The following is a 21389-nucleotide window of genomic DNA, read 5'->3' as shown; positions in this document are numbered from 1 at the left end:
CGCGCTAACCGCCGTAAAAAATGAGCAACAAGCTGATGGGAATCAGGTTGTTGAGCGCGTGGGCCGTCATGGACGCCACCAAGCTGCCGCGCCATTCGCGGATCATGGCGAACACAAACCCGATGGCGGTCAGCATCGGCACCGCCGCCCAGCCCTGGGGATGGAGGATCGCGAAGAAGAAACCGGTGATGAGGGCCGCGCCCGCCGCGGCCGCGGTGCCGCGTAGGTAATGGTAAAAAATGCCTCGGAAAATGATTTCTTCAAAGATGGGTGCCGCGACACAGGCCATCACCAACAGGTTGAGTTTCTGGAAGGTGCCGCCTTGTGCGAACAGTTCTACAACCGGGTGGTCGGCCTGACTGCCCGTTTGGTTCATGAGGGTGAGGGTGAGCAGGAAACCGAGCAGCAGGATCGGTATGCCGGCCAAGTAACCGATGAAGCCCGACAGCATTTCGCGTGGAATGCCGCGACCCCGGTGTAAGCCGACGCCGAACACAATGTGGTCCAAGTCGGTACCGCGCAGCACCAACCACCCGACGGGTAAGGCGAAGGCCAGCCACTGGAACATCATGGGCAAAAAGGCGCTCATCACCGCAAAAAAGATAAAAAACCACATAAAGGCCGACATCGCCTCCAAAAAGGCGGTGCGATGGACGGGCAGTTTTTGGTTGAGGCTTGCTTGGCCCCAGCGTGAGGCGCCCTTGATGAAACGCCGGCCCATGACCGCCGCGACCGGGAAGGCCGCGAAAAACAAAACCAACCCAACCCCCATCCAAACCATCAATGCGGTGGCTGTTCGGCGGGTTTTGTTGCGCACGGTTTCCCGCGCGGCCTCGAGCTCGGGCGGCAACCCTTCGCGGGGAAAGGTTTGGGCCAGGGTGCCGTAGAGCCCGAATGCTGAAGCCAGCGCCGCGCCCGCCTCCGCATCGCCCAGCCAGGTGGGGGTGCTGTAGATTTGGTAAAGGGTCGCATAATGTTCTTGGGCTTGGTCGCTCCAGTCTTCGCGCGTTAGGTTTTCCAGGTAGGCCGTGGCGCGGTCCGCGTCTTCCAACTCGGCCAAGACGACCGCAACAGCCATTTGTTCGCCCGCGGTGAGCGCTGTTGTTTCCAGGCTTTCGGCAAAATCGGCCGTAAAGGCCGCGCGTTGGGACGGCGGTACTTGGTATGCGGGTGTGTTGAGGAAGGAACCGACGCCGAGCACGTACCGGGCGGTGAGGTCAAAGCTTATGCCGGGTTTGAAGGTTTCCGGTGCCGGCGGTTGATCGGGTGGCTCAATCGGCAAAAAGGCGGACAACACCAAAAACACCGCCACGAGGAACATAAAGTGACCGAACAAAAATGCGCGGTAATAAGGGTGTTCAATGCTGGGTTTGTGTTCGGCCATGGTTTCTCCGATCAGGGATAGGTTCGTCCGTAGCCTATCTTGTCAATCCCGCCCTGTAAACGAGGAAGCGTTGATGGTTGTTGGTTTCGGGTGGATGGAAGGGGGATCTGTATGGGTGGTCCCGGTGTTGGAATTCGATGATTTCTCAGGGTTAAAAGATGGAATGAGGATCGGCAGCATGTCGAGAACCTGCTTGTCGAGGCGGGTTGTTGGAATTCGTTTATTTCTCAGGATACAAGGATGGAATGAGGATCGGCGGCGTAGAGGACCTGCTCGTCGTTGCGGGATCGCGCCGTTGATGAAGGGGTTGCGATGAGGCGGTTTTCCACGGCCATGGTCGGGCGCGCTTTGGAAAGGGGAACGGGTTGGTTTGTTCCTCTCGGAATACCGGCTGAGCGGGGTCGATTGACTAAGGGCAGGTATGGGTCTAACCCCATTCCAGGCCGGTAAAACAGCGGGCACATTCGCGGCGAAACCCAGCCAAAAAGGGAGACCCGACCCAAGCGCCATCCCGACCCAGACGAACGAAGCAACGGGTTCATCAACAGCGTAACCCCTTCAAAAAAGGGGAGAAAAGCAAAATCGCCCATCCTCAACCCATCGGGCAATCCTGAGAAAAAATGCAAAGCAACGGCCACATCCGCGGCGAAACCCAGCCAAAAAGGGAGACCCCACCCAATCGCCTATCCTCGATGTGAATACCGGATTGGCCGGCACTTCGTTCCTTGCCATCCACGGCCGGTTTTGATTTTATGAGTGAAACATCGATCAGGGGAGTGGGAAGCATGCACGGTCCATTTTGGCCCGAGGGGCCGCCGATGATTCAAATTGCCGGGGTGATTGACGCGTCTGAAGCCGCCGCCTTGGTGGCCGCCGGCGTTACTTATCTTGGTTTCCCGCTGCGTTTGGCGGTGCATCAACCCGATTGCAGCGAGGCGGAAGCCGCCCGAATGATTGCCGGTTTACCCGCCGGGGTTCACGGGGTGGTGATTACCTATCTGGACCAAGCGGAAGCGATCCTCGCCTTCCTGGATGAACTGGGCGCGGACGCCGTCCAACTGCACGGCCCCATCCAGCCCATCCAGTTACAGCGCCTGCGCGAGGCGCGCCCCAACCTCTTCATCATCAAAAGTTTGGTGATTCGGCGTGACAATGTGTCGGAATTGCTTCAACAAGTTCAGGAATGTGCCCTTTGGGTCGATGCGTTTATAACCGATACCTATGATGCGGCCAGTGGCGCAAGCGGCGCCACCGGGAAAACCCACGATTGGGGGGTCAGCCGTACGCTGGTAACGGCTTCGCCGAAACCGGTGATTTTGGCGGGCGGCCTTCATCCGGCCAATGTTGCCGAGGCAATTCGGCAGGTGCGCCCGGCCGGAGTCGACGTCCATACCGGGGTCGAAGCGGCTGATGGGCGGAAAGCTATGGATAAAGTGACCCGGTTTTTGGGTGCCGCGCGGCGTGCTTACCAAGCTTTGCGTGACGCCCCCTAACGGGGATGGATCAATGAGACCCTGATGGAGAGAGTCCTTACTTGCTGGAATCAATGGGGATGAAGGATCAATTAGGCGATTTTCGACGCCGTAAGGGCGGCCCGGCGGACGGTTTTCCAACGTGCGGCCGCTGCTTCTTTTGGGCGCTGTTGCTGCTGTGGTGGCCGACCACGACGTTCGCCCAGATTTATCCCGTCAAATCCTTAACCATTGAAGACGGTTTGTCCCACGCCACCGTGTACGAGGTCGTGCAAGATCGACACGGCTTTATGTGGTTTGCGACCCAAAACGGGCTTAACCGCTACGACGGCCTGACCTTCCAAAGTTTTGTACACGACAGTGTCGATCCCTACTCTCTCAGCGCCAAGGGGATTAGCAGCATGGTGATGCGCCCCGATGGAAAATTGTGGCTGGGTACCTGGGGAGGCGGCCTCGAACTCTTTGATCCCGATACATTTACCTTCCAGCACTTCGCTCACGATCCACTTGATCCCACCAGCTTGAGCCACAATGAGGTACAGGCTTTGTTAATGGACCGCCGCGGCCGCCTTTGGATCGGCACCAGCAGGGCAGGTCTCAACCTCTACGATGCGTCCAATCAATCGTTTACCCGCATTGATCAGGGACGTTTAGGATTGCCGGGTACCCGCATTTGGACCCTGAGTGAAGATCGTGCCGGCCGTATTTGGGTCGGTACTCAGCGGGGTTTGTGTTTCATCGAACCGGGCGGCACCGTTCATTGCCCCGGCCCGGAACAGATCGGTCCGCTAAGGCTGCCTCACCAACAGGTGCGTGCCCTGATTCACGACCATCAAAATACCCTGTGGATTGGAACCGAATCCGGGCTGATGTTGCTCAATCACGAAACCAATCGCTTGGTCCAGCCGCAACTTTGGGGGGCCGCCGCCTCCGATTTGCTGAACAATGATGTGATCAATACCATCTATCAAGACCAGCAGAACGTGGTCTGGATTGGTACCATGAACAGTGGTTTGTTCCGCCTACAACGTGGTGTGCCCGCGCCCCGTGCCGACGGCGCCAAGGTGCAAAAACCCGCCTATGAGGTTCGCCGTTTCCACTACCGTCCCCTGGATCCCGGCAGCCTGACCCAAGACGACATTCGCGCCATCTTCCAGGATCGCGCTGGGAACTTGTGGATTGGGACGCGGGCCGGCGGGATTAACCGCATTAACTTGAGTTCGCTGAAGTTTGAACTCTACCGCGTGTCGGTAATGAACACGGTCGATCCGGCGTTGAACCGCATTACCGCGGTCATTCCCGACGACGAAGATCGCTTTTGGTTGGGGACCACCAAGGGCCTGATTCGTTATCAGACCGACCGCGCCTTCCAAGAAATTTTTGTCCATGATCCCGCGGATCCCAATTCTCTCAGCCATAACCGCGTCTTGTGTTTGTTGCGTACCCGGGACGGCGACCTTTGGGCCGGAACCTGGGAGGGCGGTCTCAACCGCTTTGATGCGGAAACCGGTCGTTTCACGCGTTTTCAACACCGGCCCGACGATCCCCACTCTCTCAGCAACAACACCGTTCTTGCTTTGGCCGAGGATGGCGACGGCAATATCTGGATTTCCACCGACCGGGGTTTAAATCGGTTGGGTCCCGACCGTACTCGGTTCGATCGTTGGTATCCCTTGGATTTGGTGCCCAGCCAGGAGCAACAACGCCTCAACGCCCTCGCCGTGGAACCTGCCGGGGTGGTGTGGGTCGGGACCTACGAGGACGGTTTGAAACGGTTTGATCCCGCCACCGGCCGTTTTACCGGTTACTACAAAGGGGATGTGAATCAAGGTGGGTTCCCCAGTAACCGTGTGGTGTCGCTTTATTTGGATGAGGCGCAACAACTGTGGATCGGCACCTATGACGGTGGCTTGACCGTGTTGCGCGACATTCAGGCCGATCCAATCCGGGCCCGATTCGAGACGTATCAAATTAAACACGGTTTGCCCAACGATACGATTTTCGGGATTGAGGGCGACGATCAGGGGTATCTCTGGATTAGTACCGACCGTGGTTTGTGTCGTTTTGATCCGGTCGAAAAAACGTTTCGTAACTACGCGCCCAAGGATGGCTTACAGGGTTTTGGCTTTCTGCCGCGGGCGACCGCTGTTTCCGCCGACGGATGGCTCTATTTTGGCGGAAACCGCGGCCTGAACCGCTTCCTGCCCGAGAAGGTGCACAACAACCGTCACGAACCCCCCGTCCACATCACCTATTTTCGCAGCGATTTCGATCAGCAACCGAGTACCCCTTACTTGGAGCCGGACAGCGTTGCCGAGGTTCGCCCGGGTGAAAACGTGGTGTTGTTTAAATACATTGCCTTGGATTACGCCGCCCCCAACAAAAACCGTTATGCCTATCGCCTGGATCCTTTTGACGATGATTGGGTGGAGGTCGGCGCCCGTACCGAGGCGACCTACACCAACCTAAGACCGGGCGCTTATACCTTTCGGGTCAAAGCCTGTAACGACGACGGCATTTGGAACGAAAACGGGGCCGCCTTTCGTCTGGTGGTGCTGACGCCTTGGTGGCGCTCACCCCTGGCCTTTGCTGGGTATTCGGGGCTGGCTTTGTTGCTGTTAACCGGATTGTGGCATTTGCAAAAGCAGAAGTTGGAGAGGGCGCAAGAAGTCAACCAAAGTCTGGTGCAGTTGGATCACCTTAAGGACGAATTCCTGGCCGGGACCTCTCACGAATTGCGCACCCCGCTCAACGGCATGATCGGCATTGTCGAGTCATTGCTCGACGGCGTGGCCGGTCCGCTCAGTGACAAAGCCCGTGCCGATCTAAAAATGGTGCGTTCCAGTGGGCGGCGCCTGGTGAGTTTGGTCAGCGATATCATGGATTTCGCCCGCATCAAAAACAACAGCCTGGAGCTCAACCCACGGAGCCTTGACCTGCGCGCGGCGACCGATGTGGTGATGACCTTGATGCATCCCTTGGTCGGGGGGAAAAATGTGAAACTGGTGAACGAGGTCAGCCCCAACCTGCCGCCCGTGCGCGCCGACGAAAACCGATTGCAACAAATTCTGATTAACTTGGTCGGCAACGGCCTCAAGTTTACCGAAAGCGGCGAGGTCCGCGTCGGTGCGCGCAAAATGGCGGGCAAGATTGAAATTTATGTGGAGGATACCGGGCTGGGCATGAGTCAGGCTCGAATTGAAACCATTTTCGACACCATCGAACATTCAACGCTGCCGGGGCGGCGCGTGCGTTACGGTGGGAGCTTGGGATTATCGATCACCAAACAATTGATTGAAATACACGGCGGTGCGGTGACCGTGAAATCGTCGGAAGGGGAGGGCACCCGCGTGGTGTTTACCCTGCCCGTGGGCGAGGCTGGCACCGGGTTTTTCCCTGAAAACGAAGGGGACGGCGACACCGCGGCCGGGGCGGTCATGCCGGTACCCGATCACCCGTTGCGTGATGCCCCGGTCGCCCAGGGCGCGGAGGCCAATCAGCGATTCCACATTCTGATTGTCGAGGATGAAACGCTGAACCGTCAGGTCATGGCGAACCACCTGGCCGTGATGGGTTACCGCGTGACGGAAATGGCGACCGGTCGTGAGGTGTTGCGCGCCATTGAACAGGGGCGCCGCTTTGATTTGGTGCTGCTGGACGTGGTGATGCCGCGCATCTCGGGGTACGAGGTCTGTCGCCGTATTCGCAAACGCTATGCGGTTCAAGACTTGCCCGTTATTTTTCTGGCCGCCAAACACCAAATTTCGGACGTCGTGGCCGGGTTTGAATCCGGTGGCAACGACTACATCACCAAACCCGTGTCCAAAGATGAGTTGGTCAGCCGCATTAATACCCACACCCGTCTCCTGGACATCCACCGCAACTTGGAGCAAATGGTCAAGGAGCGTACCCGCGAGCTGGCGTTCCGCAATACGGAACTGGAATCCTTGGACGACATTGTCCAAGCCGTGAACCGCGAGATGGAAATGGGGCAGGTCTTGGAAACCCTGCTCAACCAATCGCTGCAACTCCTCGCCGAGGCGGAGCACGCGGTATTTTTGATGTGGGAACCGGGATTGAACCTGTACCAATTTGCGGCGGCGACGGGGTACCCCCTGGCGCCGTTGCAACGGCATTCGCTGTCCCGTGACGCTTTGGTGGATCACGATTTACGGCCCTTGGACGCGGTTAGTGACGGTATTTTCCCCGTGACCGATTGCGACCGGCTCAAGGTGGTTCAGATCTTGCGCGAATTCATCCCGCCGCGTTCCATGCTGGTGATGACCGTGCCGGCGAGTCACAAACTCGAGGGCGTGCTCATTTTGGTGAATGCGCAGCAGGAGAACGCCTTTGACCGTGCCGCGGCCAAACGCTTGAATCGTTTCCGTGAACACGCCCTTGCCGCCATTTCCAAGGCGCGGGTGCTGGCCGAGTTACGCAACAAAAACGAAGCCATTGTCGCCAAGTCGGAAGAGTTGGAACAGAAAAACAACGAGTTGGAAGAGGCCTACGCCAAGCTGGAAGACGTGAGCCTGACCGATCCCCTGACCGGGCTGCGCAACCGCCGGTTCTTGGTGAAATACATTTACCGCGACGTCCACAAGGTGTTGCGCGATTACGCCGACGGCCCCGAGCCGGTCGGTGGCGACGACAAGGATTTGATTTTCCTGCTGCTTGATTTGGATCATTTTAAAGCGGTGAACGACAACCACGGCCACGCCGCCGGCGATAAGGTGCTGTGGCAATTTGCCGAGGTGCTCAAGGACGTGTGTCGCGGTTCGGATGTGATTGTGCGCTGGGGCGGCGAGGAATTTTTGGTGGTAAGCCGCTTTACCCATCGACGGTTCGCCACCGACGTGGCCGAGCGCATTCGTTCCGCGGTGGCCGCCCATCACTTTGATTTAGGCGACGGTCAGACCATTCATCGCACCTGTTCCATTGGCTTCGCTTGTGTTCCCTTCCTACCCGAGGCACCGGGTAGTTTGAAGTGGGAGCAGGTGATCGACCTTGCCGACCAAGCGCTGTACGTGGTGAAACGTTCCGGCCGCAACGGCTGGTTGGGCATGCGCGCGGGGGAAGGTCCGCACGACGGCGATTTGTTCAAACGGGTGCGTGATGACTTACCTGGCTGCGTGGCACGCGGCGAAATAGTGCTTGACAGTTCCCTCGCCAGGGACCAACTTGATCTGTAGACGGGTAAACATGTTTCCGCGTTTGTTTGGTAAACCAAGAGGGACACTACACCGTGCGGAAAATCATATCCATTCCCTCGGACGACGTTATAAAATAAGCCGATTCCGCGTTGAGGCGTTGTCCCATCTAATTTTTATATCATCCGCGTTACCGATCACATCGCTTATGGAGGTGATTTAGGTGGCGTGGATACGAACCGTTCGGCATTTTGAAACCGCCATCATTTATAAGAACGCCGCGTTTCTGGTCGAACCTGTTTTTTTGGAGTAAGCATATGGCAAAAACCGACAGCCAGCAGGCGAAAGAAGAGGGACACGTTGTCCTTAACGCCGAAGCCAAAGATTTGCACGAGGAAGCGCGTCAGTTGAATCAAACCGAGGGGGGCGCCTGCCTCACCGGTCACGAGTATCAAGTTTGGAAGAACCAAACCCGGAACGGGGTTAAAACCAAAACCTATGACTCGCGCAAAGAGAGCACCTGTAACTACCGCTACCAATCGATGCACCGGCTTCGGAGTGGGCATAAGACCGCTCAAACGAAAGAGTTATTGCATGAATACCCGCTTAGTTTCGGCGTGGCGCGTACCTCGACCGAACTAGACCTTGCGGCCGACGGCTCGGTTAAGCAGAAAAACGGCCGCGACAAATTGAAAACGCCCAATTCTGATTACGGCACCCACGTGACCTTTCCCCAAAAGGCCGGCGACTGGCATATCGACGGACCGCGGCGGGGTGATTACAAAAATGTCATGGATTTGCCGGCCATTCCCCAGGGAATGAACTTTATTACCGAGACCTGGCCATATTGGAACAATGCCCACCACATCTTGCCCAAGGGTTCCCTCAAAAGTGCCATTGTCGGCAGCGAGCACGCGCTTATTATTCAACGCGGTTTGTTAAACGTGAAATACAATGTGAACCACCACAACAACTTGCTGTTGATGCCGCAAGATCTTCACGTCGCCAAATACATCGGCATCTTGCGCCACTTGCAACTCAAGCACCAAGACACCTTTATGGTGAGCCCGGCCACCACCAACCACCCTGTTTACAATCGGGCGGTTGAGTCCAAGTTGACCAAAATTATCGGCCATTTTGAGGCGGCGGCACGCAAGGCCATCAAAAAAGCGGAGCAGCGCCGCCACGCGGTGCCCAACGCCAAGCTCGGCAAAAAGTTGCTCGAGGACCTGTCGGACCATTTATTCAAGTGGATTTACGATCACAGCAAAGCTTCGGCCGGCCGCTCCCTGGATGTCGCCACCCAGTTCCAGGGGATGAATTTTCCCGCGCCCGGTCAGGCCGCCCCCTCGACGGCGGCGACGCCCGGCATGTTCTCGCCCACCTAACCCAACAAGCCGGCCTGCCGTCCCACTGTGTCTCTTATATCGCCTAATTGATGTACTGAATACCTGGAGGATTCGATGGATTGGTATGAAATTGATGTGACGCCCAGTCATGACCTCGATTTTGCGTTTTTGCGGGAGCCGCTTCCCGAGGAAGTTCGCGCGGATCGTTACAAGGTCCTTTTCGGTGAAGGCCGCTTTGGCGACGACTACCCGGAGGAGCCCAAGGTCTACATGAGCAAAAAAGATCCAGGCATGAAGTTGGGCGATTTTATCGGCAATACCGGTAATGCCTTGGTTTTTAGCAAACGCGTGAAAGAAGTGATGCACATCGACGAACTGAACATGCCCAAGATGGAGTTTTTGCCGGTTTGGATTCACAACCACAAACGGCGCCTCGCATCCAAGGACTATTTTATCTGCAACGTTCTAGAAACCGCCGACGTGCTCGACAAAGAAGTTGCCAAGCTTAACGAGGTTGAAGGGGACGTGGCGAGTATTGAAGGGTTGACCTTCGATGAACGCAAAGCCTTGAAGGCGCCGGATTTGTTTCGCCTTAAGGAAGAAAAAGATCGTTACTTCGCCAGCTCGCGTTTGATGTACTACATCACCACCATGGTGGTACCCCCGCCGACCAATATCTACGTCTCGCAAGTCGCCGTTTCCCATAAAGGCGAAAGCGAAACCTAGCAGGTACATCGGCATCGTGGGCGCCCCGCCGATGTTGGGAGGGTTCTGCCGTGCCGAGGATAGGATGAAGCATGGCCGCACTTTATTTGCCGTTGGCTTGGAAAAATTCCGGCGTCCTCTTGATGGACAAACTCGCCCTCGCCAAAAACGGCGACCTTTCTTGGAAAGTGATGACTTCCGTGTGCCACATGTTCCGGCGCGTGGCCGTTGCCGAGTTATTGCTCGACGGCAGCAAGCTGCCCTTTAGCGAACACCTTGGTCACGGGGCCCAAGCATGGCTTCACTTTCTCAACCATGCGCCGAAGGACCAGCGGATTGCAGACCGTGGTTTGGGGCTGTTTGATGCGATTGCCGGCGGGCATATCGCCTTGGCCGAAGCGATTGCGCGCGCCACCCCGCCCGAACACAACGAAACCTGGGAATACGAGGACGACTACCTTTACGTGCGCCTCATCGCCGAAATGTTTCTGGGGGTTATGCCACAAGAAGACATGGAAATCTTGCTTGAGCGATGGGCGCAACTGCTGACCGATCAGGATGATTTCCGTTACGACTTGGTGGCATTGCTGCTTGAGGAAGAATGGGAGCAGGACGACCTAAACGAAGGTTTGCTCGACGCGATCGACGCCATGAACGATTGGTTGGAGGAGAAGGTCGAGGACTTTGTGTATTTCCCAGAGGACGAGGCGACCCTGCTGCATGTCTCCACCGAGGTGTTGACCTGGATTTACTTGCTGGCGCGCAAGGGGATGGTGCCCGACGACGATTACCCGTTGGCGCCGTCTTTGGCGCGGGTCAAAAAAGCCGTGGATCCTCCGGCCGACGGGGCCTGGATGAACATTCCCAATGCTTTTGTGGGCGAAGGCTAAGGAGTCCTGAATGGTTTACATTGCGGGTTACGGCGCGATCACCAATGTCGGCATTGACGCCGTGTCTTCTATCTTATCGATCCGAGCGGGTATTCAGCGTCATGCCGAACTCAAGGATTTCACCGCCTTTGATCCCGACGACCTGGAAGCGCCGCTGATTGGTTGCCCGGTCAGTGGGATTACCGATGGGTTCCAGTTCACCGGGGCTTGGATCCGCCTCTCGGTTTTTGCGGTGAACGAGATTGCGCGAAAATGGGTGCTTCCCCATACCGCCGAGCCGGCCGCCTACTGGCAGCGGACCGCGCTGTTGTGGGCCTTGCCCAATGTCGCGGGCATGCGCCACGAATGGCCCGCCGACATTGCCGATGATCATTTGGGTAAGTGCTTAAACGCCATTTTATGCGAGCACCTCGACCACCCGCCGCGCACCCGCAACCAATGGGTGGTGCCGACAGACCATGCCGCCGCGGCCGATGCGACGGCCAGGGTTAGTGCGCTTTTGCAAAATGATGATATTGATCGGGTGCTTGTGGTGGCGGTGGATTCCTACTTTGATCGCAAGAGCATTGATTACGCTTTGGGTTCGGGCATGATTCGGACCGGCGAGGGCAACGACGGCTACCTGCCGGGCGAGGCCGCCGCGGCGGTGTTATTTGCCAAGCAGGCCGATGCTTCTCTGGCGCGGGTACGTGCCTGCGCCGTGGAACGGGAACAGGTTGATCCCGAGCAAGACCGTCATCTTGTGATTACCGCCTTGGCGCGTTTGTGGGAAAAAGCGGTGGTCAAGGCGTTGACCGAGGCCTACGACACCGATTTTGTCTTCACCGGCGATATCTACCTCGATGCCAACGGTTGGATGTTGCGCAACGAGGTGTGGGGCGAGGTGATGGTGCTGCTGGCGGAGCGCGTTGATTGGGACCGCACCAATGTTATTGTCGCCGGTGAAAGTGTCGGTGAGATCGGTGCTGCATTCGGCGGTCTCAACCTCGCGATGGTTGCCTGGAGCTATGAAAACCAGGCGACCGACGCGGAAGCGGCCTTGGTGCTGTCTTTGGACGAGGACGGCGCCGCGAGCGCGATCCTGGTAACACGCGCTTAAGCCGCGGTTCTGAACAGGAAGCACTTTGTCCCAATTGCCTTATTTGGCCTCGCGAACGCGGGGTTGACCGTCGAGGGGTCGGTTTTTGGGTGGTTGTGCCAAAAACCGGTTTATGGCGCGGAAGACGTGGCGATGCATGGGCAGGATGCCGTACCAGTACAGGCGGCCTAAGACACCGCGTGGGCGGAAGATGGTGGTGACGCGGAGGTTTGGGTTCGTTTCACCCTGGATCTCGAATTCCAGCCAGGCCTCGCCCGGTAATTTCATTTCGGCATAAAGGGTGAGCCGGTTTTGGGCCGTGTCCGTAACCAAAACCCGCCAAAAGTCCAGGGGATCGCCGATACGTAAGCTGTCTTTGTTGCGACGGCCGCGGCGCAAACCGATACCGCCGACAAAGCGGTCAAGCAACCCGCGCAGCGACCAAGCCCAGTTCATCACGTACCAGCCGCGATCCCCGCCGATGCCGTACACCAGCGCGCGGGTTTCGGCCACGGGCCGGGTGATCGGTAGGATGTGTTCGTCCCGGTAGACACCGTTGCGTGGGACTTGCAAGTGGTTGATATCGGCGTCGCTGATGGTGCCGCTGACAATAGAATCTTTCCAGGAGGACAGCACTTGGTTGTTGTCGATTTTTTCAAAGGCGCGGGCGAGGGCTGTTGCGTAATCCGCGGGTGTGTGGGGGACCACCGTTTCGATACCCGTCCGTTCAACCACGACCTCGTTTTTCATGCTGTCCACCAAGCTGCAGGCCAGGTGGTAGGAGGTCGAGGTAATGAAATACAACCAGTAGGAGGAGAGCCGCGGGGTCAGCACCGGAACCGTGTGAATCCAGCGACGTAGCCGCCGTTGTTGGGCAAAACCCAACAACATCTCGCGGTAACTGAGCACATCGGGCCCGCCGATATCCCATATCTTCCCAAAGGCGGCGGGTTGGTCGAGCACGCGCGTGAGGTAGACAACCACATCGCGGACACCGATGGGTTGGCAGCGGGTGTTGAGCCAGCGGGGTGCGATCATGATCGGCAATTTCTCCACCAGATCGCGGATGATTTCGAAGGAGGCGCTACCCGAGCCGATGATAATCGCCGCGCGCAGCACGGTGACGGGAATGCCGCTTTCCTGGAGTACTGATTCGACGCCGACGCGTGAGGACAAATGGTGTGAGAGCCTGGGATCGTTGGCAATGCCGCTGAGGTAGACAATGTGGCGACAGGCGGTGGGTTTGAGGGCGGCGGTGAAGTTGCGGGCGCAGGCGGCTTCCTTTTCGCGGAAATCGCCTTCGCCGGCGGTCATGCTGTGCACCAAATAATAGGCGCCTTCAATGGTGCCTGGCAGGATGGGCAGGTTGTATGGGTCCAGTAGGTCGCCGCGTAGGATCTCCAGGTTGGGGCCGGCGCCGGCCGGTGCGGCAAAGCGGGCCGGGTCGCGGACGAGGCAGGTGACACGATGGCCCTCGGCCAAGAGTGTGGGTAACAGACGTTGCCCGATGTAACCCGAGGCGCCTGCGACAAGCAGATGCATGGAGACGATCTCCTTTGGATAGATGGTGGTCGAAATTTATCCGACCAAAATTTGCCCGTGCCGCAACGCACCGGGATAGGGTTCCAGGTAGGTTTGGCTGCCGACCCAGGGGTGGGGATGGCGACGAAGGTGGTGGTTGAGTAGCATCAGGGGAACGGCGAGCGGCGTGTGGCGGAGGCGGTAGGCCTCGATCTGTTCCAGCAGTTCTTGTTTGTCGCCACTGTCCAGGGTGTTTTTGAGGAACCCCATTAAATGGTGGAGCACGTTGGCGTGGCGACCGTGTTTGGTGGGATTGCTCAGGCATTCAAAAAAAGTTGCTTCGTAGTTTTTAAGCACGTCTTCGAAGGAAGATTCGCCGTGGTTGCCGGCGAGGCGGCCGAGTTTCTGCGCAAGTCTTGGGTCGTGCGCATAGAGCTGCATTTTGTGGCGTTGCTGAAACTGCACCAAATGTTTGGGTTGTGGCTTGTTCGCGCGAAAAGCCGTCCAGCGTCCGTAGGCATAAACCCGTTCCACAAAATGTTCGCGCAGGGTCACATCGTTCAGGCGACCGTCTTCTTCGATGGGAAGAAAGGGCAGGGCCTGTTGCAACGCTTCGGTGAACAAACCGTTGCGGGCGGCGACTTTGTTTCCCTTTTCGCCGTAAACCATGACCCGCTTGAGACCGCAGGAAGGCGATTTTGATTTGAGGATGAAGCCTTGTAGGGGCAGGGTGGACAACTTCTGGACGAGTGATGCACAGTAGGTCGTCAATTGCTCGGTGCGGTCTTTTCCCGACTGGCTTTCTCTGAGGCGAATGCCCGATTCCGTTTGAACGAGGCGCATCGCCGGCCGCGGCGTGGACATGCCTGAACCGACCTCGGGACAAACCGGGTGCCACTCAAAAAATTCACTCAGACTTTTGTTGGCAAATGAATTGGCGCAATTGCCGCCGTCGTGACGAACATTGGTGCCGAGCAGGCACATGGAAATACCGATGATAGGCTTGTTTGATGCTGATTTCATAGCAGTTCCCCCGATTGTTGTGTGGTGCCGGGAATAAAAAAGTGGGCGTCGGCGTTTCCCTTTGTTGAATCAAATTCGATGCGTTGGACGTACAAAATATGATCTTCTGACAAGGGGTTGTCAAGGTAATCGGATTTAATTTTGGACAAAATCTTGACAAAGCGATGAGAAATCGCCATCTTATAGGTCTAACAATTAAGGAGGCCGACCAATGAGTGTGAAAGTCCCCATACGTGCCGCGTCCCGTCTTTCCGGTGTTTCCGTTGACTGTATTCGTGCCTGGGAGCGCCGCTATCGAGCCCTTAATCCTGAACGTGCCAAAGGCGGTCGTCTTTTTTCCGAGGATGACATCTACCGACTCAAGCTGTTGAAACGTGCTGTCGGCATGGGCCACAGCATCGGTCAAATCGCCAACCTCGAGACCGTTGAACTTGAAAATCTGCCTTTTAACGCGCCCAACCGCAAGCCGCGTCCCCGCGACGAACGCACCCACGATTTCAGCGACGCCGTCGCCGAACTGGCTGAAAAGTTCATCGCCTACGACCAGGAAGCCGCTGACGAACTGATCGGCAAAGTCATTTCCCTGGTGACGCCGCGCGAATTTGTTTACTCCTTCGTGATTCCTTTCCTGCAACATGTTAACGAATCCTGGAAAGACGAACCTTTCCGAGAGGCGCAACGTCACATGACCATCGCGTCCCTGCGCAACGCCATGTTGCTTTTGGGCGGTCAAATCCACCGCCCCAACACCGCCGCCACGGTTCTGTTTACCACCTTACCCGGCGAAGAACATCAGCACGGCATCATGATCGCTTCCATGCTGGCTACCGCCGGAAGCTTGCGTCCCGTTTACCTCGGTACCAACCTTCCGGTTGACGAGATCATCCAGGCCGCCGACACAACCCATCCCGCCGCGGTGGTGATCGGGGTGAAACCGGGTCTGACCAAGTTGCATGACCGCGCCAACTACCTGCGCCAACTGCGCAAAGGTCTGTCGCTCAAAACCGACATCGTTCTTGAAGGGCTCTACCACAACGAGAGCCTTTACGGGGCCCTGCGCAAGATCGGTATTAGCCCGGTGAAGGATTTCGAAGAGTTCGAAGACTTGTTGCAAAAATACCATCACATCATCAACTAGCTTGCGAGATCTGCAATAAAAAAATGCCGGGTAGATGCCCGGCATTTTTCATTTCTAAGGTGGGGTTTAGCGCGCGCGGCGGAATGAACCCAGCACCTTCAATAAGGTGGCGAAGGAATCCAGTTCCTTAATCGCTTCTTTGATGGGGCCGTCTTCCACGTGGCCTTCAATATCGAGGAAAAAGACGTATTCCCAGGCCTTTTTCTTGATGGGCCGGCTTTCGATTTTCATCAAGTTCAGCGAGCGGTTTTTAAACGGTTCCAACATTTCGCCCAAAACGCCCGGGCGATCCTTGAACCCAAACAAAATACTGGTGCGGTCGTGACCGGTGGGCTCCAGCAAGTCGCGACCGATCACCAGGAAGCGTGTGTAGTTTTCGTGGTTATCCTGAATGTTGGATTCCAAAACGCGGAGTTTGTAGAGGTTGGCGGCGTGACGGCTGGCGATGGCTGCGGAATTCGGCTCGTCGGCGACGATTTGTGCCGCCCTTGCCGTGCTGGTCACCACGACCTGCTGCGCGTGCGGTAGGTGGTCCTCGATCCAGCGGCGACATTGATCCAGCGCTTGGGGGTGTGAGTAAATGCGGCGTACATCGCCCAATTCACCGTCGTTTACCAGCAAGTCGTGGCTGATCTCCAGGTAGTGTTCCTCGATGATTTTGAGGTCGGATTCGAGGAACATGTCGAGGGTGTGGGTGACCGCGCCCTCGTTGCTGTTTTCGATAGGGACAACGCCGTAAAGCGCGCGACCCGAGGCCACCTCGTCAAACACCGAGCTGATTGATTTGCAGGCCGCCAGTTGCGCCAGTTTGCCGAATTTTTGCAGCGCGGCGACATGGGTAAAGGTTGCCTTGGGACCCAGGTAAACCACTTTCATGGGGTATTCCAGCGAGAGGGAAGCTGAAATAATTTCGCGGAAGACGGTATCAATCGCGTCACTGGGGAAGGGACCCGGATTGATGCTGCGCAGACGCTCAAAGATGGCGCGTTCACGGCTGGGGACATAAAAAGGTTTGCGCAAAACCTTTTTCAAATGGCCGATTTCCATGGCGACCTTGGCGCGGCGGTTGAGCAGTTCCAAGATGCGTTCGTCGAGGTCGTCAATCTCCTCGCGAAGCTTTCCTAGTTGATCCATACGACACCTGCTTTTGGGGAAATTGCGTTGTGTTTGGTCCGTTGGGACGAAACGGGGGGAAACGCTAAATTGTGCAGCAGGTTACTTGAGTCGCTCTAGATTCTCAACCATTTTCTGGGCGGCCACCGCAAAAGCGTGGCTGACATTCATGGAATGCTTGAAGCCGAACATGGGAATGGCGACGGTTTGGGTGCACAAGGGACGCAAGTGATCGGCGATGCCGAAGCGTTCGTTACCCAGCAGGAGCACGCACGGCGCGCTGGGTTGCCAGTCGCCGACGGCCACGGCCTGATCATCCCGTTCCAGGCCGTAAACCGGACGTTCCTCCGCGGCCAAACGCGCGGCCAAATCATCCACCACCGTCACTGGAAGCCAGGCCTGACTGCCCCGCGCGGCCCGAATCAGGCGGGGGTGGTCAAGGGCTGGACAGGGACGGCTCATCGTCAGGCCGGCCAAGCCGAAATTGTCGATCAGGCGTAGGATGGATCCCACGTTGTAGGGGTTGTGAACCTGATCGAGCACCACCTCCACGGCAAAACGCGGCTGCCAAGCCGTCGTCGGCAGCGTTTCACTTTCTTGTTGGTCAAGGCCCGCGATGGTGGCGTGAAAACCGGCCAGGGCCGCGCGTGCCTCGGCCGGTGATAGCCAAGCCGGGCTTTGGTAGCGATCCAGATCCGCCGCCTCGCACAGTTCCGTGTAACGGGCGTGGAAGGTCGGACCGAGTTCCGCGTGGTCCTCGGCCCAGGTTGCCAGCAGTTGGTGTTGTTTGCGTGGGTTGAGTTTGACCCATTTGCGCAAACTAATGGTGCTAACGGACTTTTCCATTGGCGATGACGCTGGTTTTGATGGTTTTGCCGTCGAGCAACAGCGGTTCGTCGTCAAAAGTAACCTGGCTATCGGTGACCTTGAGCGGGGCGCTTTTGACGATGTCGATGCTGATCTCTTCGTGAATCACGGTTTGTTTGGCCGCTTCCAGCAATTGGCCGACCGGTGCGTCGCCGGGATGCAGTAATTCGGTTTTTTTGCCTTTAACCGCCGCCAGCAACATGCCCTCGGACAACTTGCCTTGCAGCTCGGCCGCTTTGAGGTTGGCCATCACCAGCACCTTGCGATCCTGAATGTCGTCGGCCCCGTAGTGCTTTTTGAGGCCGGCCACAATTTGCCGGGGTTGATCCTCGCCGATATCGACCTTCAGCAAAAAGTTCTGATTGCTGTTGGGATGGTCGGCGACCTCGACCACTTGGCCGACCGCGACTTTGAGGATGCCGAAATTGGCCTGTTCGCCGCTGAACTTTTTGCGGAATTTGGCCGCGTCCTTCAGGTCCAGCTTTTTGAACAGCAGGTCGGGTTTGCCGATTTTGTGGCCGTCGAGCCCGGTGAACGCGGGCGTGTCGGTCCAGGTTTCCGGCTTGAGGTTGAGCGTGGCAAAGATGCGTTCGGCCGTTTCCGGCATGTAAGGGTAGAGACCGGTCGCGATATGGCGCACCAGGTACAGTAGCAGCGAAACCGTGGTGTGGGCCGCGTCGCGGTCTTCCTTGATGCGTTTGAACGGTGCTTGTTCCTGGAAGAATTTGTTGCCGATGTCGCCGATGCGCAGCAGGATGGTGAGCGCGTCACGCAGGCGAACCGCTTCCAGGGCCTCGGTGAACCGTGCCCATTCGGCGGTGACCTCGTCGGTGAAGGCGCGGTGGCTGTCGTCCGGCTCGAAGTCGCGGATTTCGCCGTCGAAGTTTTTGACCGCATAGGTGGAACCGCGGTGGACCAGGTTGCCCAGGTTGTCGATGAATTCTTTGTTAACCCGCTCGTAAAATTCTTCCCAGTTGAACTTGGAATCGTTGCTTTCCGGGCGCACGCGCAGCAGGTAAAAACGCCATAGGTCGATGGGAATACCGGTTTCGACCACGTCGGTGCCGAACACGCCGACGCTCCGCGATTTGGAGAATTTGGTTTCCTCGTAATTGAGGTATTCGGTGCTGTTGATGTGGTGCAGCATGCTCCAGTTTTGGCCGGTCCCCAGCAAGGAGGCCGGGAAAATGACCGTGTGGAAAGGAATGTTGTCCTTGGCCATGAACTGGTAGAGATCGACGTTATCGGGATCGAGCCACCAGCTTTGCCAATCTTCGAATGCGTGGGCGGTGATGGAAATGTAGCCGATGGGGGCGTCAAACCAGACGTAAAAAACCTTGTCCTCGAAGCCGGGTTTGGGCACCGGGATGCCCCATTTGAGGTCGCGCGTGATCGGGCGTGCCTGCAGGCCTTGGTCCAGCCAAGCGCGGGTGGTTTGAATCGCGTTGCGGGTCCAATTGCCCGCCTTGGAGGCCTTTTCAAACCAAGCTTCCAGTTTGGGTTGCAGCGCCGCCAGGTCCAGGAACAGGTGGGTCGTCGGCTTGCGCACCGGGGGTGTGCCGCAGATTTTACAGCGCGGGGTCAGCAGTTTCTCGGGATCGAGCAGGGTACCGCAGCGATCGCATTGGTCGCCGCGCGCGTCCTCGTAACCGCACTTGGGACAGGTACCCTCGACAAAGCGGTCGGCGAGGAACATCACGTCGACCTCGCAGTAAACCCGTTCCTCCGTGTGTTCTTGGATCAGGCCCGCCTCGTCCAGCTTGTGAAAGATGCCCTGGGCGATTTCGGTTTGTTTCTCGGTGGAGGTGCGGCCGAAGGTGTCGAAAGCGATGTTAAAGGTTTTGTAGATCTCGGTGTGGATCGCGTTGTACTTGTCGCAAATCTCGCGCGGGGTCAGGCCTTCCTCGCGGGCGCGGTTCTCGGTGGCCGTGCCGTACTCGTCGGTACCGCATATATATAAGGTTTCGTAACCGCGTTGGCGGCAGAAACGGGCGTAGACATCGGCGGACAAAACACAGCCGATGATGTTACCCAGGTGGGGCACATTGTTGACGTACGGTAGCGCTGAAGTAATGAGTTTTCGTTTTTGGCTCATGGAATCCACCCCTGGGTTGCGCCCTCGGCGCCTGGTAAAGCCCGCATTGTACCGCAATCATCGCGGGAATCACAGCCCGGGAGGGGGCCGGGTTAGGAATTGGGTTTGGCGGTCAGGTGGTGATGGCAGCAACCGTCCTCGGGGTGGAGCCAGTCGGTTTCGCCGTCCGCATAAAACTCTTTTTTCCAGATGGGTACGTCGCGTTTGATGCGGTCGATGAGGAAGCGAAGCGCGGCAAAGCCGGCGGGCCGGTGCGGTGTGGCCACCGTTAAAAAGATCGAGGAGGCGCCGACCGGCATGGTGCCGAAGCGGTGAACCACCTGGGCAAAACGCACCTCGGGTTGTTCGCGGTACATGGCGTCGACCACGCGGTTGAGCTCTTTGAGCGCCATGGGTGCATAGGCCTCGTAGGCCAGTTGTTCCACCTGTCGGGCCAGGTGATGGTTGCGTACCGTGCCGCTGAAGGTGAGCACCGCGCCGCATTCGGGATGGCCGCCGCGGTCGGCGAGAAGGTGTTGGTCGATGGTCGCGCGAATGATGGCGACGTGGCGGGGTTGGGGTTGGCCGACGGGGACGTCGATGACCAGGGTTTCTTGGGTCGTGGTCATGGCTTAACCTCCCGACACGGGTGGGATCAGGGCGATTTCGTCGGCGACGTCCAGCACGCGATCCTCGGCAAGGAATTCTTGATTGACCGCGAGCCGGGTCGTTTTGGCGAGACCGGCGGTGGCGGGGAAGGTTTCAAAAAAAGTTTGGAGCAGTGCCGCCGCGGAAACCGGTTGGGTGCTTTGGTAGAGCCAGGTATCGCCGCCGACCGCATCGCGCAGGGAGGCGAAGACCAGGACTTTATATTGAATGGGGGATGGATCCGGCAAGAGGTCCTCCGTTTTTGAATTGGCGCCCATTGTAGCGCAAATGACGTGTGGGTTGCGGGTGTGGGTTAATCGGGGCGGCGTGTAGGGTGTGGATGGATGGTGGACCGGCAACGAAATGAATGGACGGGGATGGTGGACCGGAAACGAAATGAATGGACGGGGATGGTGGACCGGAAACGAAATGAATGGATGTGGATGGTGAAACGGAAACGAAATGAATGGACGGGGATGGTGGAACGGAAACGAAATGAATGGACGGGGATGGTGGAACGGAAACGAAATGAATGGACGGGGATGGAACCGGTGTACCCCGAAGGGGTACGCACACCCAACGGCTGGGACCACAACTGATTGAAAACGTGAGCCGGAGGCGAACATCATCTGGTTACGCTGAAGGCGTTATGAGATTTCAGCCTAGGGTAAGCGGTTGCAAAGCAACCGCTTACCCTAGGTCCCATGGGGTTCTTGTTGTGTAGGCGCTGAAGGCGCCGGCAAAACAACCCGTAACCGAACCATCGGGTTCATTGACCCCGAAACCACGCCCGTTTCCCTCATCCACCCCGCGGGGTTGAAAACCCGAAACGTCTGTAGTGTCATCCCCTTCAGGGATTTCCCGTCCGTGAACCCCCGAGACCCAGGGTGCGACCATTTTCAATGGTCGTACCCGGGGCTAAATTATGGCACCCCGTCGGGGTGCGTCCAGAGAGGCGAGGCAGAGCCTCGCGTTTA

15 protein-coding genes are annotated in these 21389 nt (G+C 57.5%); 7 read left to right on the top strand and 8 right to left on the bottom strand.

Annotated elements, in window-relative coordinates; genetic code table 11:
• Positions 1 to 4: 4 nt before the first annotated feature.
• A complete protein-coding gene (locus J3U88_RS29590) occupies positions 5 to 1384 on the bottom strand; it encodes a CPBP family intramembrane glutamic endopeptidase (RefSeq protein WP_207862635.1) in 1380 nt (459 codons plus the stop codon).
• Between the two features lie 785 nt (positions 1385 to 2169).
• Between J3U88_RS29590 and J3U88_RS29585 the strand changes: the two genes are divergently transcribed.
• The 6 genes from J3U88_RS29585 to J3U88_RS29560 all read left to right on the top strand — a co-directional run bounded on the left by J3U88_RS29585 (position 2170) and on the right by J3U88_RS29560 (position 12049).
• Positions 2170 to 2877 (top strand): phosphoribosylanthranilate isomerase, encoded by a 708-nt coding sequence (locus tag J3U88_RS29585; RefSeq protein WP_207862634.1) that lies wholly within the window; start codon positions 2170 to 2172, stop codon positions 2875 to 2877.
• Positions 2878 to 2936: 59 nt separating this feature from the next.
• On the top strand, positions 2937 to 8048 hold the full coding sequence (locus tag J3U88_RS29580; RefSeq protein ID WP_207862633.1) for a two-component regulator propeller domain-containing protein: 5112 nt from the start codon (positions 2937 to 2939) through the stop codon (positions 8046 to 8048).
• 275 nt (positions 8049 to 8323) lie between these two features.
• Positions 8324 to 9394, top strand: coding sequence for an AHH domain-containing protein (locus tag J3U88_RS29575; protein ID WP_207862632.1), 1071 nt, complete (start codon positions 8324 to 8326; stop codon positions 9392 to 9394).
• A 75-nt stretch (positions 9395 to 9469) separates the two neighbouring features.
• On the top strand, positions 9470 to 10081 hold the full coding sequence (locus J3U88_RS29570; RefSeq protein WP_207862631.1) for an imm11 family protein: 612 nt from the start codon (positions 9470 to 9472) through the stop codon (positions 10079 to 10081).
• Positions 10082 to 10152: 71 nt separating this feature from the next.
• A complete protein-coding gene (locus tag J3U88_RS29565; RefSeq protein ID WP_207862630.1) occupies positions 10153 to 10950 on the top strand; it encodes a hypothetical protein in 798 nt (265 codons plus the stop codon).
• Positions 10951 to 10960: 10 nt separating this feature from the next.
• On the top strand, positions 10961 to 12049 hold the full coding sequence (locus tag J3U88_RS29560; protein ID WP_207862629.1) for a hypothetical protein: 1089 nt from the start codon (positions 10961 to 10963) through the stop codon (positions 12047 to 12049).
• 39 nt (positions 12050 to 12088) lie between these two features.
• Here the strand turns inward: J3U88_RS29560 and J3U88_RS29555 are convergent, their stop codons facing one another.
• Both J3U88_RS29555 and J3U88_RS29550 read right to left on the bottom strand, forming a co-directional pair.
• Positions 12089 to 13570 (bottom strand): SDR family oxidoreductase, encoded by a 1482-nt coding sequence (locus tag J3U88_RS29555; protein ID WP_207862628.1) that lies wholly within the window; start codon positions 13568 to 13570, stop codon positions 12089 to 12091.
• Between the two features lie 36 nt (positions 13571 to 13606).
• The gene (locus J3U88_RS29550; RefSeq protein ID WP_207862627.1) at positions 13607 to 14572 is read right to left on the bottom strand and encodes a YbgA family protein; all 966 of its coding nucleotides are present in this window, start codon (positions 14570 to 14572) and stop codon (positions 13607 to 13609) included.
• A gap of 211 nt (positions 14573 to 14783) precedes the next feature.
• Between J3U88_RS29550 and J3U88_RS29545 the strand changes: the two genes are divergently transcribed.
• Entirely contained in the window at positions 14784 to 15710 is a 927-nt protein-coding gene (locus J3U88_RS29545) for a MerR family transcriptional regulator (RefSeq protein WP_207862626.1), read from the top strand.
• A 66-nt stretch (positions 15711 to 15776) separates the two neighbouring features.
• Here the strand turns inward: J3U88_RS29545 and pheA are convergent, their stop codons facing one another.
• From pheA to J3U88_RS29520, 5 genes are all read right to left on the bottom strand, one after another.
• On the bottom strand, positions 15777 to 16844 hold the full coding sequence (gene pheA, locus J3U88_RS29540; RefSeq protein WP_207862625.1) for a prephenate dehydratase: 1068 nt from the start codon (positions 16842 to 16844) through the stop codon (positions 15777 to 15779).
• A gap of 81 nt (positions 16845 to 16925) precedes the next feature.
• Positions 16926 to 17669, bottom strand: coding sequence for a TrmH family RNA methyltransferase (locus J3U88_RS29535; RefSeq protein WP_207862624.1), 744 nt, complete (start codon positions 17667 to 17669; stop codon positions 16926 to 16928).
• Complete coding sequence (gene metG, locus J3U88_RS29530; protein ID WP_207862623.1) at positions 17653 to 19785, bottom strand: methionine--tRNA ligase; 2133 nt, start codon at positions 19783 to 19785, stop codon at positions 17653 to 17655. The genes J3U88_RS29535 and metG overlap by 17 nt, the downstream gene beginning before the upstream one ends.
• Positions 19786 to 19877: 92 nt before the next feature.
• A complete protein-coding gene (locus J3U88_RS29525; protein WP_207862622.1) occupies positions 19878 to 20393 on the bottom strand; it encodes a molybdenum cofactor biosynthesis protein MoaE in 516 nt (171 codons plus the stop codon).
• Between the two features lie 3 nt (positions 20394 to 20396).
• A complete protein-coding gene (locus J3U88_RS29520) occupies positions 20397 to 20660 on the bottom strand; it encodes a MoaD/ThiS family protein (protein WP_207862621.1) in 264 nt (87 codons plus the stop codon).
• Positions 20661 to 21389 lie beyond the last annotated feature (729 nt).

Source organism: Acanthopleuribacter pedis, from assembly GCF_017377855.1.
GTDB lineage: Bacteria > Acidobacteriota > Holophagae > Acanthopleuribacterales > Acanthopleuribacteraceae > Acanthopleuribacter > Acanthopleuribacter pedis.
Note: the sequence above shows the minus strand (reverse complement) of the source record. Positions and strands in the feature narration are given on the sequence as shown.

What these genes read in the sequence shown, in the direction of transcription:
- J3U88_RS29555 (WP_207862628.1), bottom strand. Translation starts at nt 13,570, where the DNA reads ATGCATCTGCTTGTCGCAGGCGCCTCGGGTTACATCGGGCAACGTCTG.
- J3U88_RS29590 (WP_207862635.1), bottom strand. Translation starts at nt 1,384, where the DNA reads ATGGCCGAACACAAACCCAGCATTGAACACCCTTATTACCGCGCATTT.
- J3U88_RS29545 (WP_207862626.1), top strand. Translation starts at nt 14,784, where the DNA reads ATGAGTGTGAAAGTCCCCATACGTGCCGCGTCCCGTCTTTCCGGTGTT.
- J3U88_RS29565 (WP_207862630.1), top strand. Translation starts at nt 10,153, where the DNA reads ATGGCCGCACTTTATTTGCCGTTGGCTTGGAAAAATTCCGGCGTCCTC.
- metG (WP_207862623.1), bottom strand. Translation starts at nt 19,785, where the DNA reads ATGAGCCAAAAACGAAAACTCATTACTTCAGCGCTACCGTACGTCAAC.
- J3U88_RS29580 (WP_207862633.1), top strand. Translation starts at nt 2,937, where the DNA reads ATGAAGGATCAATTAGGCGATTTTCGACGCCGTAAGGGCGGCCCGGCG.
- J3U88_RS29560 (WP_207862629.1), top strand. Translation starts at nt 10,961, where the DNA reads ATGGTTTACATTGCGGGTTACGGCGCGATCACCAATGTCGGCATTGAC.
- J3U88_RS29550 (WP_207862627.1), bottom strand. Translation starts at nt 14,572, where the DNA reads ATGAAATCAGCATCAAACAAGCCTATCATCGGTATTTCCATGTGCCTG.
- J3U88_RS29570 (WP_207862631.1), top strand. Translation starts at nt 9,470, where the DNA reads ATGGATTGGTATGAAATTGATGTGACGCCCAGTCATGACCTCGATTTT.
- J3U88_RS29535 (WP_207862624.1), bottom strand. Translation starts at nt 17,669, where the DNA reads ATGGAAAAGTCCGTTAGCACCATTAGTTTGCGCAAATGGGTCAAACTC.
- J3U88_RS29585 (WP_207862634.1), top strand. Translation starts at nt 2,170, where the DNA reads ATGCACGGTCCATTTTGGCCCGAGGGGCCGCCGATGATTCAAATTGCC.
- J3U88_RS29525 (WP_207862622.1), bottom strand. Translation starts at nt 20,393, where the DNA reads ATGACCACGACCCAAGAAACCCTGGTCATCGACGTCCCCGTCGGCCAA.
- pheA (WP_207862625.1), bottom strand. Translation starts at nt 16,844, where the DNA reads ATGGATCAACTAGGAAAGCTTCGCGAGGAGATTGACGACCTCGACGAA.
- J3U88_RS29575 (WP_207862632.1), top strand. Translation starts at nt 8,324, where the DNA reads ATGGCAAAAACCGACAGCCAGCAGGCGAAAGAAGAGGGACACGTTGTC.